The sequence below is a fragment of the Microlunatus soli genome, assembly GCF_900105385.1.
Taxonomy (GTDB): domain Bacteria; phylum Actinomycetota; class Actinomycetes; order Propionibacteriales; family Propionibacteriaceae; genus Microlunatus; species Microlunatus soli.
The window spans coordinates 2,169,058-2,190,196 of sequence record NZ_LT629772.1 but is presented as its reverse complement, the minus strand read 5'-3'; the positions used below and the strand labels follow the sequence as shown (position 1 = coordinate 2,190,196).

Below are 21,139 nucleotides of genomic sequence, written 5' to 3'. Positions count from 1 at the left end.
CCGGCCATCCCCACGCTGCGTCCAGCCGTGCCCTGATCCGCTGCCGTTGTCGGTGTCGGTGCCGGTGCCGGTGCCGGTGCCATAGGGCGACAACTCCGCGGGCGCTGCGATATCTTCCCCGCCCGTGTCCAATGGCGATTTGGTAACACGTGCTGGGAGTTGTCCCTCGCCGGCCGGAGTCCTCGGGGCGATTTGGTAACGCGTGTGCGGAGATGTCCCTCGCCGGGCGGGCGGAGTCCTTGGGCGATTCGGTAACACGTGCTGGGAGATGTCCTGTCCCGCCGACCACCTGAGCCCGCCGACGGGTCCTCGGGCGATTCGGTAACTGGTGGTGGGAAATGTCCCTCGCCCGATCGCCCGATCGCCCGATCGCCCGATCGCCCCGACCAGCGCCGCTCGACGGCCGTGTTGCCGAGCGGTTCGTCGGCGGTCAACGGCACGAGGCTGGGGCGTCGCGCCGAAAGTCATCGCGGGGTGCTGCGACCGGATGTTGGCCCTGTTGACGGCGATATCGACGCAGGTGCCGAGTCCAAGGACGGCGTGTCGGCAGCGCGGACACTGCGAATCGGTACGCCGGGAACTGCTGACGACGTGGTTCGGCGGGCGGACCCGCGGCAATATCGCACCGGCGCAATAGGCTGTGCGGGTGAGCGGGTTCGTGAGTGTTCCGGGACTGCCGGCGCCGGGCCGCACGGTGGTGATGGGCGTGGTCAACGTGACCCCGGACTCGTTCTCCGACGGCGGCGACTGGTTCGATCATGAGGCGGCGATCCGGCACGGCCGGGAGTTGATCGCCGAGGGCGCCGACATCGTCGACGTCGGAGGTGAGTCGACCCGACCCGGTGCCGTCCGGGTGGACGAGCAGGAGGAACAGCGCCGGGTGTTGCCGGTGATCACCGCACTGGCCGCAGACCCCGAGGTCCGTTCCGGGACGGTGGCGATCAGCGTCGACACGATGCGTGCGGCGGTCGCGCGTGCGGCGGTCGGGGCCGGCGCGGCCCTGATCAACGACATCTCCGGCGGACAGGCCGACCCGGCGATGATCCCGACGGCTGCCGACCTGGAATGTGCCTACGTACTGATGCACTGGCGCGGCCACTCCGCGACGATGCAGTCCCGGGCGCACTACGAGGATGTCGCGACCGAGGTCCGAGACGAACTGGCCCGGCAGATCGAGCAGGCGGTTGCCGCCGGAGTCGACGCCGACCGGCTGATCCTCGACCCCGGCTTCGGCTTCGCCAAGACCGGCGAACACAACTGGGACCTGTTGCAACGTCTCGACGTGCTGGACCCCCTCGGCCGACCGTTGCTGTTGGGGCTGTCCCGCAAACGCTTCCTGGGTACGCTGCTGGCCGCCGACGACGGCACGCCACGTCCGGCAAAGGAACGCGACGACGCCTCCGCCGCGCTCACCGGCTGGGCAGCGCAGCACCGGATCTGGGGAGTCCGGGTGCACACCGTACGACCGAGTCGGGACACCATCGCCGTGATGGACCGGCTCACGTCGGGCGGATAGCCCGCTGAGGGCGCGTTACGAGCGCTCAAGGAGACGGCGGACGACGAGAACAGCTGTTCATGGTTTCCGCAGACCGCAGACCGCAGACCGCAGACCGCTGGGCGTTGGCCGCCGGCTGTCGGTCGCTGCTCTTGCGGCGGGGCTCGCGACGCACGACTCGGTCCGGGACGGGCCTTCGGACCCGAGGAACAAGCGGTCCGGAGGCGTACCACGCCGGCCCGCCGGGGTCGCCCGGCACCGAGCGCAATGGCGTTCGACAAGGCCGTTCCGAGCTGTCCGGTGACTGGGTCGGGGATGATCAATGTCGGGTCGCTGTGAAAGACTCGCCCGGGTGCCCGTTGCTCAGCGGGTGTCCGAGAGGGTGCTGAACGAGCTGTCGGCCAGTTGCGTGAGTCGCCTTGCGCAGCACGGCAGACGGACCGATCAGCAGACTCAGATCACTCGGGTGTGGTCGCGAAGCTGCGCCCGACCCGAGTCCGGAAGCACGTTTGTCGATGCGCTCTAGGCTTCACGGCAAAGCGAAGGAGGTGACATGACGGTCGACGATCGCGCCACTGCGCCGATGGCGGGGGAGCCGGCGCCCGATGCCGCGAGGACGATGCCCGACCGCACCACGACGGTGACGGACAGGGTCAGCCTGCGTGGGATCTCAGGGTTCGGCAACCATGGCGTTTTTGACTTCGAAAGGGAGAATGGACAGCGATTCGTCGTGGATGTCACCTGCTGGCTCGACTTGGGGCGGGCTGCCGCGAGCGACGACCTGACCGACACCCTCGACTACGGCACGCTCGCCCAGGCGATCGTGGCCGACATCGAGGGCCCGCCACTCAACCTGATCGAAGCCCTGGCCGGCCGGATCGCGGGCAGTTGCCTGGATTCACCGCTGGTCGAGTCGGTGGAGGTCACTGTGCACAAACCCGAAGCGCCGATCGATGTGATCACCGCCGCGAAGCGGCACGCAGAGGTGGCCGATGTGGCCGTGACGCTGACAAGGAGCAGAACTCGTGACTAGCCCCAACCCCCACGCGATCGACGCCGACACCCTGAGCGGCATGAAACCGCTACGCAAGGTGGTGTTCTCGCTGGGATCCAACCTCGGCGACCGGCTGGCCAATCTGCAGGGTGCGGTGGACGCGATCCGGGACACCCCGGACGTGATCGTCGTCGACATCTCCTCGGTGTACGAGACCGCGCCGGTCGATGCGCCCGAGGACAGCCCCGAATTCCTGAACCTGGTGATCGTCGGGGAGACCACCCTGGAACCGCGGACCCTGCTGGAACGCGCCCAAGCCATCGAAGACGCGTTCGGCCGGGAACGCTCCGAGCCCAACGCGCCGCGGACGTTGGACGTCGACCTGGTGATGGTCGGCACCACCGAGACCGAACAGAACGACCTCACGCTGCCGCATCCGCGGGCCCACCAGCGCGGCTTCGTGCTGCTGCCCTGGGTCGAGATCGATCCGACCGCCGAGCTGCCCGGACGCGGTCCGATCTCCCCGCTGGTGCAGGACCTGTCCGACCACGCGGTCGTCAAGCGTGACGACCTGCTCATCGAAGAGGACTGACACTGCGCGACAGCCAGCTCCCTGGTCGCCCCGACGATCCCGATCCTCGGCGCGGCGGCGGTGACGGCCGCCGCCCGAACGACGAGGACCCGGGCCGGGACTCGGGTGGGGGCGGCCCGCAGGGCAACCTGCGGCGTACATCCAAACAACTGTTGGCGGTCGGAGCCCTGGTCGGGGCCCTGATCGGCTGGTCGATCGCGGCCATCAGCGGCCGGGACGGGATCCCGATCCGGGTCGCCTGGTCCGGGCCGATCACGTTGCTCGCGGCCGCCGCCGTACTGGTCTGCATCGCCTACGTGCTGCATCAGCGGATGCAGGTCAACCGGATCCGGGTGGACGACCGACAGGCCGTCGCCTGGCTCGCGCTCGGCAAGGCCGCCGCGCTGCTGGGGATGTTGATGGCCGGCGGGTACCTCGGCTTTGCCGTCCGCTTCCTCGGTGACCTGCAGACCGACGCACCCCGGGAACGGGTGATCAGATCGATGGTTGCGGTGATCGGAGGCGTCGCGATCACCGTTGCCGCGCTGCGGATCGAACGGGCCTGCATGGTCCCACCCCGAGACGACGACGAGAAGCAGGACTGATCCGGCGGCGCGGCCCGACGTGCCGTTGTTGCCGCTGTGACTGCTGTTGTCAGTGGGTTCTGCGTCGACCGGCACCGAGACGTCGGTCACGAATTGGTCGGTACGCCGCGTGGCGCCGCCGTTCGTGCGGTTCCCGTCGTTAGATTTCGTTCCGTGAGCACGCCTTCCCCAGCACGTCGTCATGCCTCCATGCCCCAACTCCTGCGCGCCAGTCAGCTCGTCCTGATCGGCGGTGCGGTGATCAGCGCGGCCGCAGCCTTCGGACCGATCTCGGTGACCCGGGTCGGCATCGGGCTGGCCGTGACCACCGCGGTCGTCGCTCTGCTGCTGGCCTTCCGGCACATCCGCGCGATGCGTCGGGAGAACGCGTCCCGGTTGCTGAAGATGACCAAGGACCACGGAGCCGCCCTGAGTACCGAGCGCACTCGCAACGCCGAGGTCGTCGAGGTGCTGACCAACCGGGTTCAGGCCACCGCTGAGCAGTCCTCCAAGCAGCGGGTCCGGATCGGTGAGCTGAACGCCAAGGTCACCGAGCTGACCGGCGACAACGCCGGTCTGCGCAGCCAGCTGAAGTCCCGCGAGATCACCATCGCCGGGCTGCGTGAGACCGTACGCTCCCGCAACACCGAGATCCAGCTGCTCCGAGCAGACCTCGACCTGGAAGCCATCAGCGACCCGATCGGTGACGTGCACGCGCTGCCCCGGCACATCGAACGATCCGACGACAAGTCCGAGTCCAAGGCCGGCCAGAGCGAAGACGCCAAGGACGACAAGGATCTCTGGTCCGACGACGAGCACCCGACCGTGGTGGACATGCGGGCGATCGAGACCGCGATGCCCAACCTCGAGGTCGAGCCGCAGCGCAAGCACGCCTGAGGCACCTTGCCCGTCGGGGCACCGACGCCCAGCTCTGCAACAGATCCACCGTTCGCGCGGTCCCTCGCCGCGGGCGGTGGATTTTGCTTTCGGCGTCGAAGGAGATGCGGGCTGCTCGAACCGTTCGGCTGCCGGACGTCTCGGGGCTCCGTCGCCGCCGTACCGCCCGCCGCCCACGGTCGGCGGGGCCGGCGACCGTCCGGACCGATCTCTGATGCTCGAAAACCGGCCGAGTGTCCGAGATTCGCGTCATCGGGCTGCGGCTCGTGGCTGGGTGGGTGCGGAAAAGTAGCCGAGTGTCCAGAATTCGCGCAGCGCGACGGGCGGTGATGGCTGGGACCGGGGTGGGGGAAGCGGCCGAGTGTCCGGAATTCTGACGAGCGGACGAGCCTGCCGAGTGGACGGGGAGGTCTACGTCGCCGACGACCCGGTCTGCTCAGTCGGTCTTGGGCCGATCCCTGTCCACACCCTCGGGTCGTTGCAGCGGGACGACCCGGGCGTGGGCGGTTGCGGAAGCCACCAGGGTCCCGGTGTGGTCCCACAGCCGCGCCGCGAGCGAGACCTGCCGATTGTCGCGGTCGACGATCTCGCCGTGACCGGTGATGGTCCCCGGCCGGGCCGGGTGGTGGAAGCTGACGGCCAAGTCGTCGGTCTCGATGAATTCGTTGGCGCCGATCGTTGCGAGCAGTGCCGGGCCGACCGTGTCGTAGAGCATCGCGGCCAGGAAGCCACCGAGGATCTCTCCGCGCGGGTTGGTGAAGTCCGGCGACCCGTCGAATTCGAGCCGGATGGTCCCGTTGTCCGGATCGGCTTCCAGGAAGGTGAAGCCGAGCGTCCGGGCGGCGGGCGGGACCGGCGCCCGACCCTCGATGCTGGCCCAGAACAGGCCGCTCCGCGGGGCCGCGCCGTCAGCCACGGCGAGGACCATCCGTATCGGCGGCCTTGACCGTGACGGGCCGGCGGTACGGCGTCCGCGCCGAGTCGGACCGTCGTTCGGTCATTGTTGTGCTCCTCGTCAAAGTTCCGGACCCGCGGCGACGGCGTCCGGCGTCCGGGCTCACTCCTCGCGTTCCTCGCGCTCTTCACGTTCTTCCTTGGCGCGGCGCCGCAGCGTCTGCAGCCGGAGCGGACCGACCAGCCGCGGACCGGAGAGCCGGCTCTCCATCTTGCGGGCCTCCCGGCGCAGCGGCTGCGCGATGTACTCACCGAGGATCGCGCCGGAGGCCAGGGCGATGGCGACCGCACCGGCAGTGGCGAGGTCGACCAGGCCGGCCGAATCGCCCTCGGTGAACAGCGTCAGTGCTCGGTAGATCGCCAAACCGGGCAGGAACGGGGTGATGCCGGAGACCACGATCACCAGCGGCGGCACCCGGACCCGGCCGGCGACACCGTAGGCGACCACGCCGATCGCCACCGCCGCGACCGCCGCCGCCCACGGCCGCCCGAAGCCCTGATCCTGCAGCACGTAGGACAGCACCGCACCGACCGCCGCGATCAGCCCGATCGGGATCAGCGACCGGATCGGGGCGTAGGAGACATACCCGAACGCCGTCGCACACAGCGCCGCCCCGAGCAGCATCACCGGCAGGTCGGACAGACCGGCCGCGCCGGGATCGAGGAAGAGCTGGACGCCGATCACCTTGCCGATGGCCAGCCCGCCACTGACTCCGATCACGATCCCGACGGTCGACAACAAGACCTCGAGGATGCGGGCGCTGGCGGTCAGATAGAAACCGGTCAGGGCGTCCTGGGCGGCACCGATCAGACCGAGCCCGGCCAGCAGCACGATGATGCTGGCGCTGACGACCACGGACGGGTTCAACGGGATCGGGGTGGCAGCGACCACGATCGCGAGCACGGTCGCCATCAGCCCGCCCGCCATCTGCTGATAGATCGACGGCAGCCGGGCCAACGACAACACCCGGAGCAGCCGATCCAGCCCGATCCCGGAGATGACCGCGATGATCATCACGTACGGGTCGCCGCCGAGCAGCATCGAGATCCCCAGCGCCAGCGCACCCCAGCCGAGCATCACCGCCCAGCGCGGTCGCGCGTGTCCGGAGGAGGTGATCTGCGCTAGCTCGGATCGTGCCTCGTCGCGGTTGATCCGGCCCAGCAGCAGATCGGTGACGAGGTGATCGACGCTGGTCAGGTCCTCGTAGTCGACATCGCGCTGTTGCACCGTACGGCGCCGTACCAGGGTCGGTTCGTCCGGGCTGGTCTGATGCGAGACCGTGAGAGCGGTATAGGTGACATCGACGTCGGCGCCGCGGAGACTGAGGTGTCGCAGGATGGAGTCCATCGTCGCGGCCACGTCGGCGGCACCGGCGCCGTTGGAGAGCAGCATTTCGCCGACCCGAAGGGTCAGATCGAGGCTCTTGATCGTCTCTTGGGTCTCCTGCTGGCGCAGCGTCTCCTCGCTGGGGATGTGACCCGGATCCGCTTCTGTCACAAGGGCAGTCTGTCAGAAACATGTCGATTCCCGGCGTCGCCGAGTCCGTGCCGGTGAGCGGGGCGTGCCGGCAGCACTATGAAGATCATCCGACCACCGGCCCGCGTTCATGATCGACGATGCCACGCCAGGGTGGTGTCGGATCGTCGACCGAGGTGCGGTGTGGCCCAGCATCGTGGAGCAGCGGGCCGCCTATCGGCAGGCAGCCGAGCTGCTGAACAGCCTTCGAACTGCTGCACAGCAGTTCTGACGACTGAGCAGACGGACGTTCGTGCCGGCCCGTCCGATGCCGCGGCTCACTTGTCGATGTCGCCGACCACGTATCCCACCGAGGCCAGCGCAAGTTCCAGTTCCGATACCGGGCAACCCGGCAACATCGCTTCGAGCGCTGACACGTTGTTGAAGCTCGGGGTCCGCAATTTCAGCCGCCATGGCGTCTTCTCGCCACGAGAGACGACATAACAGCCGGCCATTCCGAGCGGCGCCTCGGTCGCGGCGTAGATCTCACCCTCGGGGAGCTTGACGATCTTGGCGAGCCGGACACCGACCGGTCCTGGGATGGCGCGCAGTCGCTGCGTCATCGTGTTGATCATGGTCGCGCTGTTGCGCAGCTCGTCGATCATGGTCGCCAGTCGCGCCGCCGCCGTGCCGGCTGGCAGCTCGGCTGCCAGACCGTGCTGGTCGGTCAGCTCGGCCCGCAGCTCGGCATAGCAGAGATAGGGCTGATCCCGTCGAAGATCAAGATCGACTCCCGCCGCGCGGGCCGCCGGGCCGCTGACCCCGTACTCGCTGATCAGGGCCGGGGTCAGGGCCGGGATCGCTGCCGAACCGGCCGACAGTCCTGGCTCGGCAAGCAACTGCGCGGCGGCGTCGGCAACGCTGCGGACCATGATCATCAGCGCGGCCTCATCGTCCAGCCAGCCGTCGTCGACGTCGGCGGCCAGGCCACCGAGTCGGTTGATCATCGGATGGACCCGGTTGCCGGTCCACCGTTGCAGCAGGTTGCGGAGCCGTTCACGCAGTTCGTGGACCGGCGAGCTGTCACCGGTGCGGTGCCACAGGTAGCCGAGGAAACCCAGATGGCTGAGCAGCCGGGTGTGCTCGGCGAGCAGGGTCCGCAGCCAGGTCGCCCGTTCGGGAACCTGCAAACCGAGCAGCCGTTCACAGGCCAACGCGATCGACAACTCGGCAGCCGCCGGTGCCTGCCAGTCGTGCCGGTCGGCCAACATCAGGATCTGCCGGTAGTCCCGCACCTCGTACAGTTTCTCCACGCCGCGATGCATCGCCCCGACCACGACCTCGGCGCGCTCGACGACGCCGGTTCCGGCTGCATCGCTGCCGCGCCAGATCCGCAGCTCCAACAGCCCGGCGCGGCTGGGATGGTCGGCGCCGAGATCGAGCAACAGCACGCCGTGCGGCTCGGGTGTGGCGACGGTGCCGATCGCCGGCGAGCCGATCAGTACGCGCAGATGCTCGGTCGCTGCGTCGGTCATGGCAGCAGTCTGCCCAAGCCTCGGTCGACAACCGAACTCGGCCCGCGGCTCACCGCTGAGTCACAGCCCTCTGCCGCCGGGCGGCGGTCGCCGCTGATCATCATCCGACCGGGCTGCTATCGGTGCGGCTACGGGGACGGGACGTCCTGCAGCAGCCAATAGTGACTGCCGAGAGTCGCGGTCAGCATCCGCTGTTCACCGCGTCGTTGCAGCTCGGCCAACGGGTCCGGACCCGTTGGCCGAGGATCGGGCAGGAATCGCCGGACCGCGGTTCGCTGGTCGATCAGGAAGCTGGTCCGGGCTCCGGCCCGTTCGCCGGCCGCCGCGACCGCGTCGACCGCGACGTGGGCGGTCAGATTGATCGCCGGGTCCGGCCGTGCCGGGACCTGACGGCCGGCAACGAAGCCGGTCAGGGTGCCGGCCGGCGGCCGAGCGGCCCGCAGGTGTCCGTAGTCGATCATCAGAGCCGCGCCACCGGAGCGCCGCAGGGCTCGGATCACGGTCGCCCAGGCGCTGTCCCGGGTCCGCCCGGACTCGGCCCGTCGCGGCATCGGCAACGAGCCGTCGGTGACGGCCGGCCACCAGCGTTGCAGCCAGCGGGCGTCCTCCTCGGCGACCGGGCCCCCCAAAGACTCCGAACCGTCCGGACCGACCTGTACAGCTCGCCAGTCCGGCCCCTGCCGTCCACCGGAGGTCGGGGCGACGATCGGGCAGGGCAGATCGTCCAGCCACTCGGCACAGATGATCATGGTCGGGCTCGGCAGCGTTCCGAGCAGGTCGGCGACCGAGGACTGCCAGCTGTCGGTGCGGACGTCCCACGCTCCGGTGCACCAGTCGACTCCGAGTCCGTCCGGCCTCGGGCGGAGGTCCACACCGACGAAGCGGCGGTCCGGATCTCTACTGCGCAGCCCGTCGAGCAACCACCCGTCCCCGGCGCCGATCTCCACGACGGTCCCGAAATCGGCGTACGGTCCACTCGCCAGCAACTCCGACACCGCTTCGACGAACACCGATGACTGCGAGGCGGTCCGGAAATGGTCATCCGGCCGGGAGCGTCCCCAGAATCCCGTCCGGCCGGTCGCCGCATCGATCCACGCGTCGTACCACGGTCGAGGTGTCACTGATTCGGAAGGCATTGCACATCCATTATCGCCGGCATCGGGCACTCGATCGAGAGGGCGCTAACGGCGATCGACCTGTGAACCACTTGAAGAATGGAGAGAACTGCAGATCTGCAGAGCATTAATTGACCTCCGCACGATGAACGGACCGATCGCTCCGGTAAGGTCTTCGTAGGGGGATTACCTCGCGTGCAGAAGGAGGAAGTGCAACATGGCACAACGCGTTCAGATCATTCTCGAGGATGATTTTGACGGCGGCGAAGCCGACGAGACGGTTGCGTTCGGCCTGGATGGGGCCGATTACGAGATCGATCTGTCCGGCGACAACGCAGCAAAGTTGCGTGACGCACTGGCACCATGGGTCGCCAGTGCGCGGAAGACCGGCGGACGCCGCGGACGGCGTGGCGCACGCCAGGCGTCGGGCCCCGGTTCTGCAGAAATCCGTGCTTGGGCACAGGACAACGGGATGCAGGTGTCGGCTCGCGGTCGGGTTCCGGCGGAGGTGCGCGAGGCGTACGCAAAGGCACACAGCTAAACAAACACGGGTGACCGAGCCGATCTGCCGACTCGGTTCGGTTCTCCTAAACAAGGGCGTCGGGTGCGGACACACCCGGCGCCCAATGTTTTTGTCCAACCCGGTCGCTATCGACGATGAAGATATTCGACGCGTTGTCGAACAGATCACGAATGCCATTGCACATTCGAGGGCCCCGATTCGAGGCGACTCCCGAGGGGCGGAGCGATGCGCCCGCGACCCTGCCCGTCCCGGACCTCCGTACGGCCCGCCGACCCGGCGGGCGCAGCGAGATGGGCCCGATCGGCGGTTCGGGAGGGCGCCGGCGCCGCGAATCGCTTCGCTGATAGCGAACTGGCTGGGCCGGAGGAACCGGAACACCGACCCGCCGACGGCGGTTGTGCACGGTGTCGAGTCGATCGATCGGCGGAGTTATCCGTCATCTGTTGGCCATCATCGTCCGATCCGGCGACGTGATCGCCAGCAGCGGTGCAATCTCGTCGGATGGTGTCGGCCATCCGATGATCGGCATCAAGCTGTCCGGCCGTTCGGCGACTAGAGTTGACTGCGATGTGACCCGGCGCCAGGGCTCGTGGCTTGAGCCGCGCACCCCGGACCGGGTCGAGCTGCATCACCAGCGAGGAGAACCGCAAATGTTTGAGCGTTTTACCGACCGAGCACGCCGGGTCGTTGTTTTGGCCCAAGAAGAGGCCCGGATGCTGAACCACAACTACATCGGCACGGAGCACATTCTGCTCGGGCTGATCCATGAGGGTGAAGGCGTCGCTGCCAAGGCGCTGGAGTCCATGGGTATTTCGCTCGAAGCCGTTCGTGAGAAGGTCGAAGAGATCATCGGTCACGGACATGAGAGCCCGAGCGGGCACATTCCGTTCACCCCGCGCGCCAAGAAGGTTCTTGAGCTGAGCCTGCGGGAAGCCTTGCAGATCAACCATTCCTACATCGGGACCGAGCACATCCTGCTCGGATTGATCCGCGAAGGTGAAGGTGTTGCCGCCCAGGTGCTGGTCAAGCTCGGTGCCGACCTGAATCGGGTCCGGCAGACCGTGCTGCAGTTGCTGAGCGGATTCCAGGGCAAGGAAGCGGCCACCTCCGGTGCACCCGAACAGGGGAATGCGCCATCGTCGTCGATGGTGCTGGACCAATTCGGCCGCAATCTGACCCAGGCCGCCCGGGAGAACAAGTTGGACCCGGTGATCGGTCGCGAGACCGAGATCGAACGGGTGATGACCGTTCTTTCCCGGCGGACCAAGAACAACCCGGTGCTGATCGGCGACCCGGGTGTCGGAAAGACCGCGGTCGTCGAGGGCCTGGCCCAGTCGATCGTCCGTGGCGACGTTCCCGAGACGCTGCGCGACAAGCAGATCTACACCCTTGATCTGGGTGCCCTGGTCGCCGGTTCGCGTTACCGCGGTGATTTCGAGGAACGGCTCCGCAAGGTCCTCAAGGAGATCAAGACCCGCGGCGACGTGGTGCTCTTCATCGACGAGATCCACACCCTGGTGGGTGCCGGTGCCGCCGAGGGTGCGATCGACGCCGCCAGCATCCTGAAGCCGATGCTGGCCCGTGGCGAGCTGCAGACGATCGGCGCCACCACGCTCGACGAATACCGCAAGTACGTCGAGAAGGACGCCGCCCTGGAGCGCCGGTTCCAGCCGATCCAGGTGGCCGAGCCGTCGATCGCGCTGACCATCGACATCCTGCGTGGCCTGCGTGACCGCTACGAGGCGCATCACCGGATCACCATCACCGACGAGGCGCTGGTCGGTGCGGCCCGGATGGCAGACCGCTACATCTCCGACCGGTTCCTGCCGGACAAGGCGATCGACCTGATCGACGAGGCCGGTGCCCGGTTGCGGATCCGTCGGATGACGGCTCCGCCGGACCTGCGCGAATTCGACGAGAAGATCGCTGCAGTCCGGTTGGAGAAGGAAGCCGCGATCGACGCCCAGGACTTCGAGCGTGCCGCCGGGCTGCGGGACGACGAGAAGAAGCTGCTGGCGCAGCGGGCCGAGCGCGAGTCGCAGTGGAAGCAGGGTGACCTGGACGCCGTCGCCGAGGTCGATGAGGAGATCATCGCCGAGGTGCTGTCCACGACCACCGGCATCCCGGTCTTCAAGCTGACCGAGGAGGAGTCCTCGCGACTGCTGCGGATGGAGCAGGAGATCGCCAAGCGCTACGTCGGTCAGGACGATGCGGTCAAGGCACTGTCCCGGTCGATCCGGCGTACCCGTGCCGGGCTGAAGGATCCGAAGCGGCCGAGTGGCTCGTTCATCTTCGCCGGCCCGTCCGGTGTCGGTAAGACCGAGCTGACCAAGGCGCTCACCGAGTTCTTGTTCGAGGACGAGGACGCCATGATCACCCTCGACATGAGCGAATACTCCGAGAAGCACACCGCTTCCCGGCTGTTCGGCTCGCCGCCCGGCTACGTCGGCTACGAAGAGGGTGGCCAGCTGACCGAGAAGGTGCGGCGCAAGCCGTTCTCGGTGGTGCTGTTCGACGAGATCGAGAAGGCACACCCGGACATCTTCAACTCGCTGCTGCAGATCCTGGACGAGGGTCGTCTGACCGACGCCCAGGGCCGGGTCGTGGACTTCAAGAACACCGTGATCGTGATGACCACGAACCTCGGTACCCGCGACATCGCCAAGAGCGTCACGTTGGGCTTCTCCCAGGCCGGCGACGCCGAGGGCAGCTACGAGAAGATGAAGGCCAAGGTCTCCGACGAGCTCAAGCAGCACTTCCGTCCGGAGTTCCTGAACCGCGTCGACGAGATCATCGTCTTCCGCCAGCACGGCATGGACGACATCGTCAAGATCGTCGATCTGATGGTCAACGAGATCGAGGAGCGGTTGAAGGACAAGGACATGGACATCGAGCTGACGCCGGCCGCCAAGCAATTGGTCGCCAAGCGGGGCTTCGATCCGGTCCTGGGTGCCCGCCCGCTGCGTCGTGCGCTGCAACGCGATGTGGAGGACGTGCTGGCCGAGAAGATCCTCTTCGACGAGTTGAAGGCCGGCGAGATCGTCGTCGTCGACGTCGCTCCCGAAGGCTCCGAGGATCCGTTCACCTTCACCGGTACGCCGCGCGCCGAGGTGCCCGACACCCCGGTGTCGGTCGGTGCAGGCCCCGACGAGGGTACGGAGAGCAACGCCTCCTGACCCTCACCCGATAACACCCAGGCTGCGGCCCCGTCGATGATCATCGGCGGGGCCGCAGTCCGGTCGCCGCCCTGAGTGGTCAGCAACGCGGCACCACTACCGCACGCAGTCCACTACCGCAGCCAGGGGCGATTCGGTAACACGTGTGGCGTTCGGTCCCTGGGTGTGTGTCCTCGGGGGCGATTTGGCATCACGTGTGGAGTTCCGTCCGAGTCCGGCGATCGACACTCGGCTTCGGCGCACACGTCCGTCAGGTGGCGGCACGTGGCACGAATTCGCCCTTGGGGTGTGGATGGGGTCAGGTGGCAGCACGTGGTACGAATTCGCCCTTGGGGCGTGGGTGGGGTCAGGTGGCAGCACGTGGTACGAGATCGCCCCTGGGATGCGTCGTGGCGGGGTCAGGTCGCAGTACGTGTTACCAAATCGCCCCCGCGAGCTGCGGTTCGGGCGAAGCAGGGCAGCGGGCGTAGCGGGGCGGCGGACGGCGCGGGGCGGCGATCAGGGCTCGATCAGGCCGGCGCGGATCGCGTACCGGGTGACCTGGGTCCGGTCCCGCATGCCGAGTTTGGACATGATGTTGGCGCGATGTCGTTCGACGGTCTTGATGCTGATCACCAGGGTCTCGGCGATCTCCCTGGACGGGTAGCCCTCGGCGATCAACTTGAGTACCTCGTCCTCCCTCGGCGTGAGCAGCGTGTCGGGCACCTGCTCGCCACGGGAGATCCGTCCCAGGTAGTCGCGGACCAGGGCCCGCATCGCCCCCGGGTAGACGAACGTCTCGTCGCGGATCGCCGCCCGGCAGGCACCGACCAGATCCTCGTCGGCCACCGACTTGAGTACATAGCCACTGGCACCGGCCTGCAGCGAGGAGAAGAAATACTGCTCGTTGTCGTGCATCGACAACATCAACAACCGTGGACCCTCGGACGGTTTGAGCGCACTTCCTCCGGTCCGGCGGGCGATCTCCCGGGCCGCCTGCAGCCCGGTCATCCGTGGCATCGACACGTCCAAGATCACCAGGTCGCAGTCCAGATCGCGCAGCAGGGCAACCACCTCGGCGCCGTCCGACGCCTCACCGACAACCTTGAGATCCGGTTCCGATTCCAAGATCAACCGGATCCCGCGACGGACCAGTTGATGATCATCGGCCAGCACGATCCGGATCGGATTGTCCGGACCGTACGGCTCTCGACTGATCATGAGTCCTCCTGGTGTCCGGCCGCCGCAGCGGAGACGTCGTCGGTCTGGATGCTCAGCGCGGGGTCCGGCGTGGTGGCGGACGCGAGCGGCACGGTGAGGCGGATCTCGGTGCCCTGCCGCGGGGCCGACGTGATCATCAGGTCGGCCCCGATCAGCAGCGCACGCTCCCGCATCCCGCCGATCCCCGAACCGGGGACGATCTCGGCGCCTCCGCGTCCGTCGTCGGTCACCTCCAACACTGCGTTGTCTCCGATCTTGGTCAGCGACAAGGTCACGTTGTTGGCCTGCGCGTGTCGGGCGACGTTGGTCAACGCCTCTTGGGCGATCCGGTAGATCACCAGCTCGGTCTGATGGTTGAGCTGCGGCAGACCACGGCCGAAGATGCGGCGGACCTGCAGCGGCCCGACCGTCGTCAGGTCGGTGCAGAGGGCGGCCAGTGCGCTGTGCAGTCCAAGATCCTCCAGTACGCCAGGTCGGAGTCGGCGCGCCACCCGGCGGACGTCGTCCAGTCCGGTCCGGGCCGACTCCCGGATCAGTGAGAGTTCGTCGGTGAGGTCGTCGGGGATCCGCGACTCGAGCTGTTTGAGACCGAGCAGGACGACGGTCAGGTTCTGTCCGATCTCGTCGTGCAACTCCTGGGCGATCCGGTGTCGTTCGGCCTCCTGGGCGGCCAACGCGTTGGCGTTGCTGGTGCTGCGTTCGGACTCCAGCCGACCCAGCATCGCGTTGTAGCTGCGGACCAGTCGAGCTCCCGACCGCGATGCCGGCACGTCCAGTCGATGGCCCGGCTCGGGCATCCTGATCGCGTCCATCTGCCGGATCACCTTGTCGACCGGAGCCAGACTGAGCCGCAGAAGTAGCGCGTTCAGCGCGAACATCGCGCCCAGACCGACCGCGAGCACGACCGCCTCGGACAACAACACCTGCTCCGAGACCCGCATCGGTGAGAAGGCCAGCGCGAGCGAACCGAGCAGGAAGACCACGCCGTTGGTCAGACAGACCTTCCAATACAGCGACAGCTGATGCCTACCCATACCCGCCAGCCTCCCATCGCCCAGCATCTCCGGCCAGCGCCGGCTCCTGAATGGGTGGCAGCACCCATTCAGGAACGGCCGTCGATCACGTTGACTCATGGATACATCGTCACGACAACCGGCGCCGGATCTCCCGGCGCCAGACACGTGACCCTGCCCGGAGGAGGTCTGGATGCTGCCACCCTCGACACTCCAGTCGACCCATCCCGCCGAGCACCTGCTGGACGGCTCCGAGGAACGGGCACTGCTGCTGATCGTCATCATCGTGCTGGTGCTGCTGTCGATCGGCACGATCCGGCTGGTGCCGGCCGGTCACCGGCTGGTGGTGCTGCGGCGTGGCGTGGTCCGTCGTACGCCGCGCGGACGGCTCGTCGTCGTTCTGCCGGGACGTGACCAGGTGGTCGGCTGGCCGACGACCACGGTGGACGAAGCGCTGCAGGTCCGGTCCCGGACCGACGACGGCGCCGAGGTCAGGGTGCTCGCCGAGGTCACGCTGGGACTGTCCCCGCCGCAGATCGGCGCGGCCTACGCCGAGCCGGTCGGGGTAGCCGTCGAGGAGCTCTCGATGATCGTCGAGGAAGCCGTTGCCGAACGGGATCTGGACGATCTGTTGGACGGTGAACGGGGTCTGTTGCCGGTGCTGGAGGACCGTCGGCTCGACTCCGGGACGAAGATCAACTCTGCCGTGATCGCTGAGATCGAGGTGTTGCTCGGCGACCGGGTGGAGGGCAGAAGATGATCACCGTCGTTGCCGTGGCGATCTTCCTGATCAGCTACGCACTGATCGCCACCGAGAAGGTGCACCGGGTGGCGGCGGCACTGGGTGGTGTCGCCGCCATGACGGTGATCGGGCTGGTCAGCGCCGACTCGGCCTTCTTCAGTCACGAGACCGGCGTCGACTGGAATGTGATCTTCCTGCTGTTCGGGATGATGATCATCGTCAGTGTGTTGCGGCGGACCGGTCTGTTCGAGTTCATGGCACTGTGGGCCGCGCGTGCATCGCGCGGCCGTCCGGTCCGACTGATGATCTTGTTGGTGTTGGTCACTGCGGTGTTCTCCCCGATCCTGGACAACGTCACCACGGTGCTGCTGATCGCTCCGGTCACACTGTCGGTGTGCCGCCGGCTCGGGCTGCCGTCGGCCCCGTTCCTGATCAGCCAGGTGCTGGCCGCCAATGTCGGCGGCACCTCGACGCTGATCGGTGATCCGCCCAACATCATCATCGGCAGCCGAGCAGGCCTCACCTTCGACGACTTCCTGATCCACGCGCTGCCGCTGACGGTGATCCTGATGATCGGACTGGTCTTCCTGCTCCGCCGGCTGTTCCGAGACCAGCTGCACACCGACGTCGACATCGAACGGGAGTTGAGCTCGGTCCGGCCGACCGATGCGATCACCGACAAAGGGCTGCTGATCCGCTGCCTGGTCGTGCTCGGTGCGGTGATGATCGCGTTCGCCCTGCACACGGTCTCGCACTTCGATCCGTCCGTCGTGGCGATGTTGGGTGCCGGTGCGATGGTTGTGGTGTCCCGGACCCAGCCCAAGGAGTTCATGGCCGATGTCGAGTGGTCGACGCTGGCGTTCTTCATGGCGCTGTTCGTCCTGGTCGGTGGGTTGGTCGAGGTCGGCGTGATCGGGCAGCTCGGGCATGTGGCTGCCGGACTGATGGCCGGTGACCAATTGCTCGGTGCGACGGTGCTGTTGTTCGGCTCGGCCGTTGTCGGCGCGTTCGTCGACAACATCCCCTACACCGCGGCGATGGTGCCGATCGTGGAGCAGATGGTCGCGTCGACCGACCTGAGCGGCGCCGACAGCCCGCTCTGGTGGGCGTTCGTGTTCGGTGCCGATCTTGCCGGCAATGCGACAGCGGTGGCCGCCGGTGCCAATGTGGTGGTGCTCGGGATCGCTGCCAAAGCGGGTGAGCCGATCAGCTTCTGGCAGTTCACCCGCTACGGCATCGTGGTGACGGCTGCGACCCTCGCGGTCGCCTGGGTGTACGTCTGGTTGCGCTACTTCGTGCTGGCGTGACGTCGCGTCAGGAGCCGAACACGACCTGCCCCGACCGGACCACCGTACGAGGTCGGCGGTCGTCCCAGAGGGCGTCCGGATCGTCGGTCAGGTCGGCTTCCATGATCAACAGGTCACCGACACAGTCCACAGCGATCCGGCCCAGATCCGGACGCTGGATCAGGTCGGCGTTGGTCGAGGTGGCGCAGCGGACGGTGTCGATCAGGCCGAGCACTTCGGCCTGCAGCCGCAGACCGTTCAGCTGCTCGTCCTCCAGATCACCCATCAGGTCCGAACCGAATCCGACCTGCACCCCGGCGGCGCGGGCGAGCTCGATCGCCTGTTGGCCGGCATCGAGCACCTCGGCGTTCTTGATCATCGACACCTCCGGCAGGCCGAGGGCTGCGGCACGTCTGCTCATCGCGTCGTAGGCGGCCAGGGTCGGCACCAGGAAGGCGTCGTGGTCGGCCATCAGCTCGGCGGTCGTGGCGTCGATCAGGTTGCCGTGTTCGATGCTGCGGACGCCGTTGATCACCGAGTGCCGGACCGACGCCGCGGAGTAGGAATGCGCGATCACGTAGCTGCCGCGGCGGGTCGCTTCGTCGACGACGGCGCGGATCTCGTCTGCGGAGTACTGCGGCACCGCGATCGGGTCGGACGGCGAGATCACCCCACCGGAGGTCATGATCTTGATCGCGTGCGCACCCTGCCGGAAGCGCTCCCGGGCAGCAGTCCGGACGGCGTCGACGCCGTCGACGACCTCCGAGGTGTGCAAACACGCAGAGCTCTCCGGCGGGCGTGGGTCGCCATGACCTCCGGTCTGACTCAGCGGTTCGCCGGTGTAGAGGTAGCGCGGTGCGGCGAACAGGCCCTCCCGGCCGGCCCGGGCGAACGCCGGATCGCCGCCGGCCGGATCTCGTACGGTGGTGAAGCCGCGACGCAGCGCTGCGGTCAACCGTCGTGAGCCGTGGATGCCGACATAGGTCAGCGGGATGCCTGCGCTGCCGGTCAGATAGGTCGCGAACGCGTGACAGTGCGCGTCGATCAAGCCCGGAAGAACACTGCCGCCCGCCGCGTCCAGCACCGGACCGCCGGCGGCACCCGAGGAACCTGTTGATGTCGACCCGCCCGACACATCCGGCCCGACCTCGACGATCCGCCCGTCCCGGATCCGGACGCCGCCGCGGATCGGCTCGTTGCCGAGCCCGTCGATGATCACCGCATTGATCACGGTCAGATCGGAGTCGACGACGGGGCAGCTGTCGTTGTAGGCGTTGATCGTGGACTCGGCTGAGGTGGACATGATCATCAATCTAACCGCGACCGGGGGACCGTAGCCGCTAGCCCGTCGGCAATGCCGAGGAGTGTGCTGAACAATTGGCTCGTCGCGAGCGCCGCGATGTGCGTGTACGGGCACGTCGCGGGAGTGAAGGCGGGCCGGGACCCGTCGAGCGGGCGCGGCGCCGCCCGTGTGCGTGCAGCGTGGCGCGCAGCCGAGCGAATTGTTCAGCGAACTCCTAGGTCAGCTCCTCGCGCGCCCGGCGGCTCGGAGCAGTTGTGCGGTGAAAGGGTTGAGCTCGATCGGCTCGTCCGTACCGATGATGATCGTCCCGCCGAGGTAGGCCAACTGTCGCCCGACGACATAGTTGGGCTCCAGCGCGAATGTCATGCCGGGCCGCAACTCCAGGTCGCTCGCCATCGTCGGGTGATCGCGTTCCGGCGGATAGTCGGCCGCTCCGGCCAGCCGCCTGCTGGCTTCGGCGGGGAAGCCGCTCGCGGCGATCATCGGGTTCAGGGTGTGGATCGCGGGGCCGAACTCCCAGCCGTCGGCGGCGGCGTACGGTCTGCGGATGGCGTCGACGGCGTCGCCGAAGGTCCGACCGGGACGCAATGCTTCCAGACCGGCGTCGTAGCCGGCGCGCGCAACGGCCGCGGCACGCTGCAGATCCGGGTGTGGTTCGCCGATCGTGATGCTGACCTGGTGTTGGGTGTGCCGGCCGCCGACGTTGCTGAACACTTCGGCGGAGATCAGATCACCGTCGGCCAGCCTCCGGGGCGGCTGCGGCCGGTAGCTCCACTGCGGCAGCCCGGAGGCGAGCGGGTCCGGCCCGGACCAGAAGTGCATCGCCGCCGGGGTCGTGCCGTGCGCGTACCCGGTCGCCATTCCCGCCGCGTAGACCTCGCTCTCGGCGACGCCGGCCGCAGCGGTGTCGACCATCGCCCGCGCCATCGCGTCGCCGATACTCGCGGACCGGCGGACGACGGCGATCTCCTCGGCGCTCAACGGCATCATCAGCCGGGCCAGCGCCATCGCCACCGGCCTGAACCGGGCCGCGGGAAGCGCTGCCAGGACGGCGCTCCACAGTCGGTAGGGCACGATGCCCTCGGGGTGCCACGGGGGATAGGGCTCCAGACCGACAACACCGACCGTTGCCTTCGCCAACCCGAGCTCGCGCAGCGTGCCGACGATCGCACCGGAGTCACGGGCGGCCCGAATGTTCTGCGGCGGGATCCAGATCGTGTCGCCTCTGCTGCTCGCTTCGAGATGATCCTTGCTGAACATCTCCATCGGGAACAGCGAGATCGGGTCGCCGTTGCGAGGAAGGACGACGGTCGTCCCGGCTCTGCCGTTGGTGAACCAGGTGTCGAAGCTGAACGGCGCCGGTCCGGCGTCCTCATGTTCGCCGAAGATCAGCAAGGCGTCCAAACCCTCGTCGGCCATGAACGTCCGCGCCAGTTCCCAACGCCGATCACGCTCGGCTGTGGAGAGGGTCGGTACCTCACCGAGCCCGATGCCGGTCTCCTGCGCGGGGACCGAATCGGTCGTCACCACGGCACGACTCCGTGCCGGTCCCGGTACTGCCCGGTCGGGCCGGGGGAGGCGGTGGCGAACTCGACGATGGCATCGGTACCTTCGGTGACGGTCTGGGTGCCCTGGTTGTGGTTGAGGTCGGTGGAGGTGAATCCGGGGTCTGCCAGGTTGAAGCGGACGTCGGGGATGCCGTGGGCGTACTGGACGGTGAGCATGTTCAGGGCCGACTTGGAGGTGGGATACATCAGGTGCGCCACCGCGGACTCGCCGCGCTCCGGGTTGGTCGCGTGGCTCAGCGACCCGGCGCCGCTGGAGACCATCACCACCCGCGGGTCGGATGCTGCACGCAGCAAGGGCAGGAAGGCGTGGGTGACCCGGACCGGGCCGAGGACGTTGACGTCGAAGACCGGAGCGAGGTGCTCGGCCAGCGTTTCTTCCGGCGTGATCACCTTGTCCATCGGCCCGACCTGCTCACCGGTGATGCCGGCATTGTTGATCAGGACGTCCAGTCGGTCGGTGTGCTGCTCGACGAGCCTGACCGCCGCGTCGACCGACTCCTCGGAGGTGACGTCCAGCGGGACGAAGATCGCGTCCGTACCGGCTGCCGCGAGCTTGTCGGTGGCTTCCTGTCCGCGGGTCTCGTCCCGTGCGGCAAGGAAGACCCGCCAGCCGAGGTCGCCCAGCCGGCGCGCCGTCTCGTAGCCCAGGCCCTTGTTGGCGCCGGTGATCAGAACAGTTGTGGTGGTCGTCTCGGGGATGCTTGCTGATTGGCTCATGGCACCAGTC

At 67.7% G+C, this 21,139-nt stretch carries 18 protein-coding genes; 9 read left to right on the top strand and 9 right to left on the bottom strand.

Annotation, left to right across the window (positions count from 1 at the left end):
• Nucleotides 1-700: 700 nt before the first annotated feature.
• The 5 genes from folP to BLU38_RS10195 all read left to right on the top strand — a co-directional run bounded on the left by folP (nt 701) and on the right by BLU38_RS10195 (nt 4,541).
• Nucleotides 701-1,516 carry a dihydropteroate synthase gene (gene folP / locus BLU38_RS10215; protein ID WP_091532228.1) on the top strand — a complete coding sequence of 272 codons (816 nt, stop codon included), beginning with the start codon at nt 701-703 and terminating at the stop codon, nt 1,514-1,516.
• Nucleotides 1,517-2,048: 532 nt separating this feature from the next.
• A complete protein-coding gene (gene folB, locus BLU38_RS10210; protein WP_231920269.1) occupies nt 2,049-2,528 on the top strand; it encodes a dihydroneopterin aldolase in 480 nt (159 codons plus the stop codon).
• Complete coding sequence (gene folK / locus BLU38_RS10205) at nt 2,521-3,081, top strand: 2-amino-4-hydroxy-6-hydroxymethyldihydropteridine diphosphokinase (RefSeq protein ID WP_231920268.1); 561 nt, start codon at nt 2,521-2,523, stop codon at nt 3,079-3,081. The genes folB and folK overlap by 8 nt, the downstream gene beginning before the upstream one ends.
• A 152-nt stretch (nt 3,082-3,233) precedes the next feature.
• Nucleotides 3,234-3,665 carry a DUF3180 domain-containing protein gene (locus tag BLU38_RS10200; protein WP_157683347.1) on the top strand — a complete coding sequence of 144 codons (432 nt, stop codon included), beginning with the start codon at nt 3,234-3,236 and terminating at the stop codon, nt 3,663-3,665.
• Nucleotides 3,666-3,854: 189 nt separating this feature from the next.
• Nucleotides 3,855-4,541: a hypothetical protein gene (locus BLU38_RS10195; protein ID WP_091523911.1), complete on the top strand. Its 687-nt coding sequence runs from the start codon at nt 3,855-3,857 to the stop codon at nt 4,539-4,541.
• A gap of 436 nt (nt 4,542-4,977) precedes the next feature.
• On the opposite strand, the gene BLU38_RS10190 is transcribed toward BLU38_RS10195, so the two are convergent.
• The 4 genes from BLU38_RS10190 to BLU38_RS10175 all read right to left on the bottom strand — a co-directional run bounded on the left by BLU38_RS10190 (nt 4,978) and on the right by BLU38_RS10175 (nt 9,622).
• Nucleotides 4,978-5,457: a PaaI family thioesterase gene (locus tag BLU38_RS10190; RefSeq protein ID WP_197680063.1), complete on the bottom strand. Its 480-nt coding sequence runs from the start codon at nt 5,455-5,457 to the stop codon at nt 4,978-4,980.
• A gap of 141 nt (nt 5,458-5,598) precedes the next feature.
• Nucleotides 5,599-6,993 (bottom strand): threonine/serine exporter family protein, encoded by a 1,395-nt coding sequence (locus BLU38_RS10185; RefSeq protein WP_231920267.1) that lies wholly within the window; start codon nt 6,991-6,993, stop codon nt 5,599-5,601.
• 296 nt (nt 6,994-7,289) lie between these two features.
• Complete coding sequence (locus BLU38_RS10180; protein ID WP_091523905.1) at nt 7,290-8,486, bottom strand: NADH-quinone oxidoreductase subunit D-related protein; 1,197 nt, start codon at nt 8,484-8,486, stop codon at nt 7,290-7,292.
• Nucleotides 8,487-8,614: 128 nt separating this feature from the next.
• Nucleotides 8,615-9,622: an SAM-dependent methyltransferase gene (locus BLU38_RS10175; RefSeq protein ID WP_091523901.1), complete on the bottom strand. Its 1,008-nt coding sequence runs from the start codon at nt 9,620-9,622 to the stop codon at nt 8,615-8,617.
• Nucleotides 9,623-9,818: 196 nt separating this feature from the next.
• Between BLU38_RS10175 and BLU38_RS10170 the strand changes: the two genes are divergently transcribed.
• Both BLU38_RS10170 and BLU38_RS10165 read left to right on the top strand, forming a co-directional pair.
• Nucleotides 9,819-10,142 carry a histone-like nucleoid-structuring protein Lsr2 gene (locus BLU38_RS10170; protein WP_091523897.1) on the top strand — a complete coding sequence of 108 codons (324 nt, stop codon included), beginning with the start codon at nt 9,819-9,821 and terminating at the stop codon, nt 10,140-10,142.
• A gap of 632 nt (nt 10,143-10,774) precedes the next feature.
• Nucleotides 10,775-13,300: an ATP-dependent Clp protease ATP-binding subunit gene (locus tag BLU38_RS10165; RefSeq protein WP_091532225.1), complete on the top strand. Its 2,526-nt coding sequence runs from the start codon at nt 10,775-10,777 to the stop codon at nt 13,298-13,300.
• A 498-nt stretch (nt 13,301-13,798) separates the two neighbouring features.
• On the opposite strand, the gene BLU38_RS10160 is transcribed toward BLU38_RS10165, so the two are convergent.
• Both BLU38_RS10160 and BLU38_RS10155 read right to left on the bottom strand, forming a co-directional pair.
• The gene (locus tag BLU38_RS10160; RefSeq protein ID WP_091523893.1) at nt 13,799-14,500 is read right to left on the bottom strand and encodes a response regulator; all 702 of its coding nucleotides are present in this window, start codon (nt 14,498-14,500) and stop codon (nt 13,799-13,801) included.
• Nucleotides 14,497-15,534 (bottom strand): sensor histidine kinase, encoded by a 1,038-nt coding sequence (locus tag BLU38_RS10155; RefSeq protein WP_231920266.1) that lies wholly within the window; start codon nt 15,532-15,534, stop codon nt 14,497-14,499. The genes BLU38_RS10160 and BLU38_RS10155 overlap by 4 nt, the downstream gene beginning before the upstream one ends.
• Before the next feature lie 172 nt (nt 15,535-15,706).
• Here BLU38_RS10155 and BLU38_RS10150 point away from each other — a divergent pair, with 172 nt between their 5' ends.
• On the top strand, nt 15,707-16,273 hold the full coding sequence (locus BLU38_RS10150) for a hypothetical protein (RefSeq protein WP_091523886.1): 567 nt from the start codon (nt 15,707-15,709) through the stop codon (nt 16,271-16,273).
• A complete protein-coding gene (locus BLU38_RS10145) occupies nt 16,270-17,562 on the top strand; it encodes an ArsB/NhaD family transporter (RefSeq protein ID WP_091523884.1) in 1,293 nt (430 codons plus the stop codon). Before BLU38_RS10150 ends, BLU38_RS10145 begins: the two co-directional genes overlap by 4 nt.
• 7 nt (nt 17,563-17,569) lie before the next feature.
• Here BLU38_RS10145 and BLU38_RS10140 read toward each other — a convergent pair whose 3' ends face one another.
• The 3 genes from BLU38_RS10140 to BLU38_RS10130 form a co-directional block, all read right to left on the bottom strand.
• A complete protein-coding gene (locus tag BLU38_RS10140) occupies nt 17,570-18,844 on the bottom strand; it encodes a metal-dependent hydrolase family protein (RefSeq protein ID WP_091523881.1) in 1,275 nt (424 codons plus the stop codon).
• 219 nt (nt 18,845-19,063) lie between these two features.
• Nucleotides 19,064-20,374 (bottom strand): M24 family metallopeptidase, encoded by a 1,311-nt coding sequence (locus BLU38_RS10135; protein WP_091523878.1) that lies wholly within the window; start codon nt 20,372-20,374, stop codon nt 19,064-19,066.
• Nucleotides 20,368-21,129, bottom strand: a complete 762-nt coding sequence (locus BLU38_RS10130) for an SDR family NAD(P)-dependent oxidoreductase (protein ID WP_091523875.1) — start codon at nt 21,127-21,129, stop codon at nt 20,368-20,370. The genes BLU38_RS10135 and BLU38_RS10130 overlap by 7 nt, the downstream gene beginning before the upstream one ends.
• Nucleotides 21,130-21,139: the final 10 nt, after the last annotated feature.

Excerpts from the sequence above, each read along its gene's own strand:
- BLU38_RS10145 (WP_091523884.1), top strand. The coding sequence starts at position 16,270 with ATGATCACCGTCGTTGCCGTGGCGATCTTCCTGATCAGCTACGCACTG.
- BLU38_RS10130 (WP_091523875.1), bottom strand. The coding sequence starts at position 21,129 with ATGAGCCAATCAGCAAGCATCCCCGAGACGACCACCACAACTGTTCTG.
- BLU38_RS10150 (WP_091523886.1), top strand. The coding sequence starts at position 15,707 with ATGCTGCCACCCTCGACACTCCAGTCGACCCATCCCGCCGAGCACCTG.
- BLU38_RS10165 (WP_091532225.1), top strand. The coding sequence starts at position 10,775 with ATGTTTGAGCGTTTTACCGACCGAGCACGCCGGGTCGTTGTTTTGGCC.
- BLU38_RS10140 (WP_091523881.1), bottom strand. The coding sequence starts at position 18,844 with ATGTCCACCTCAGCCGAGTCCACGATCAACGCCTACAACGACAGCTGC.
- BLU38_RS10170 (WP_091523897.1), top strand. The coding sequence starts at position 9,819 with ATGGCACAACGCGTTCAGATCATTCTCGAGGATGATTTTGACGGCGGC.
- folP (WP_091532228.1), top strand. The coding sequence starts at position 701 with ATGGGCGTGGTCAACGTGACCCCGGACTCGTTCTCCGACGGCGGCGAC.
- BLU38_RS10160 (WP_091523893.1), bottom strand. The coding sequence starts at position 14,500 with ATGATCAGTCGAGAGCCGTACGGTCCGGACAATCCGATCCGGATCGTG.
- folB (WP_231920269.1), top strand. The coding sequence starts at position 2,049 with ATGACGGTCGACGATCGCGCCACTGCGCCGATGGCGGGGGAGCCGGCG.
- BLU38_RS10195 (WP_091523911.1), top strand. The coding sequence starts at position 3,855 with ATGCCCCAACTCCTGCGCGCCAGTCAGCTCGTCCTGATCGGCGGTGCG.
- BLU38_RS10180 (WP_091523905.1), bottom strand. The coding sequence starts at position 8,486 with ATGACCGACGCAGCGACCGAGCATCTGCGCGTACTGATCGGCTCGCCG.
- BLU38_RS10175 (WP_091523901.1), bottom strand. The coding sequence starts at position 9,622 with ATGCCTTCCGAATCAGTGACACCTCGACCGTGGTACGACGCGTGGATC.
- BLU38_RS10155 (WP_231920266.1), bottom strand. The coding sequence starts at position 15,534 with ATGGGTAGGCATCAGCTGTCGCTGTATTGGAAGGTCTGTCTGACCAAC.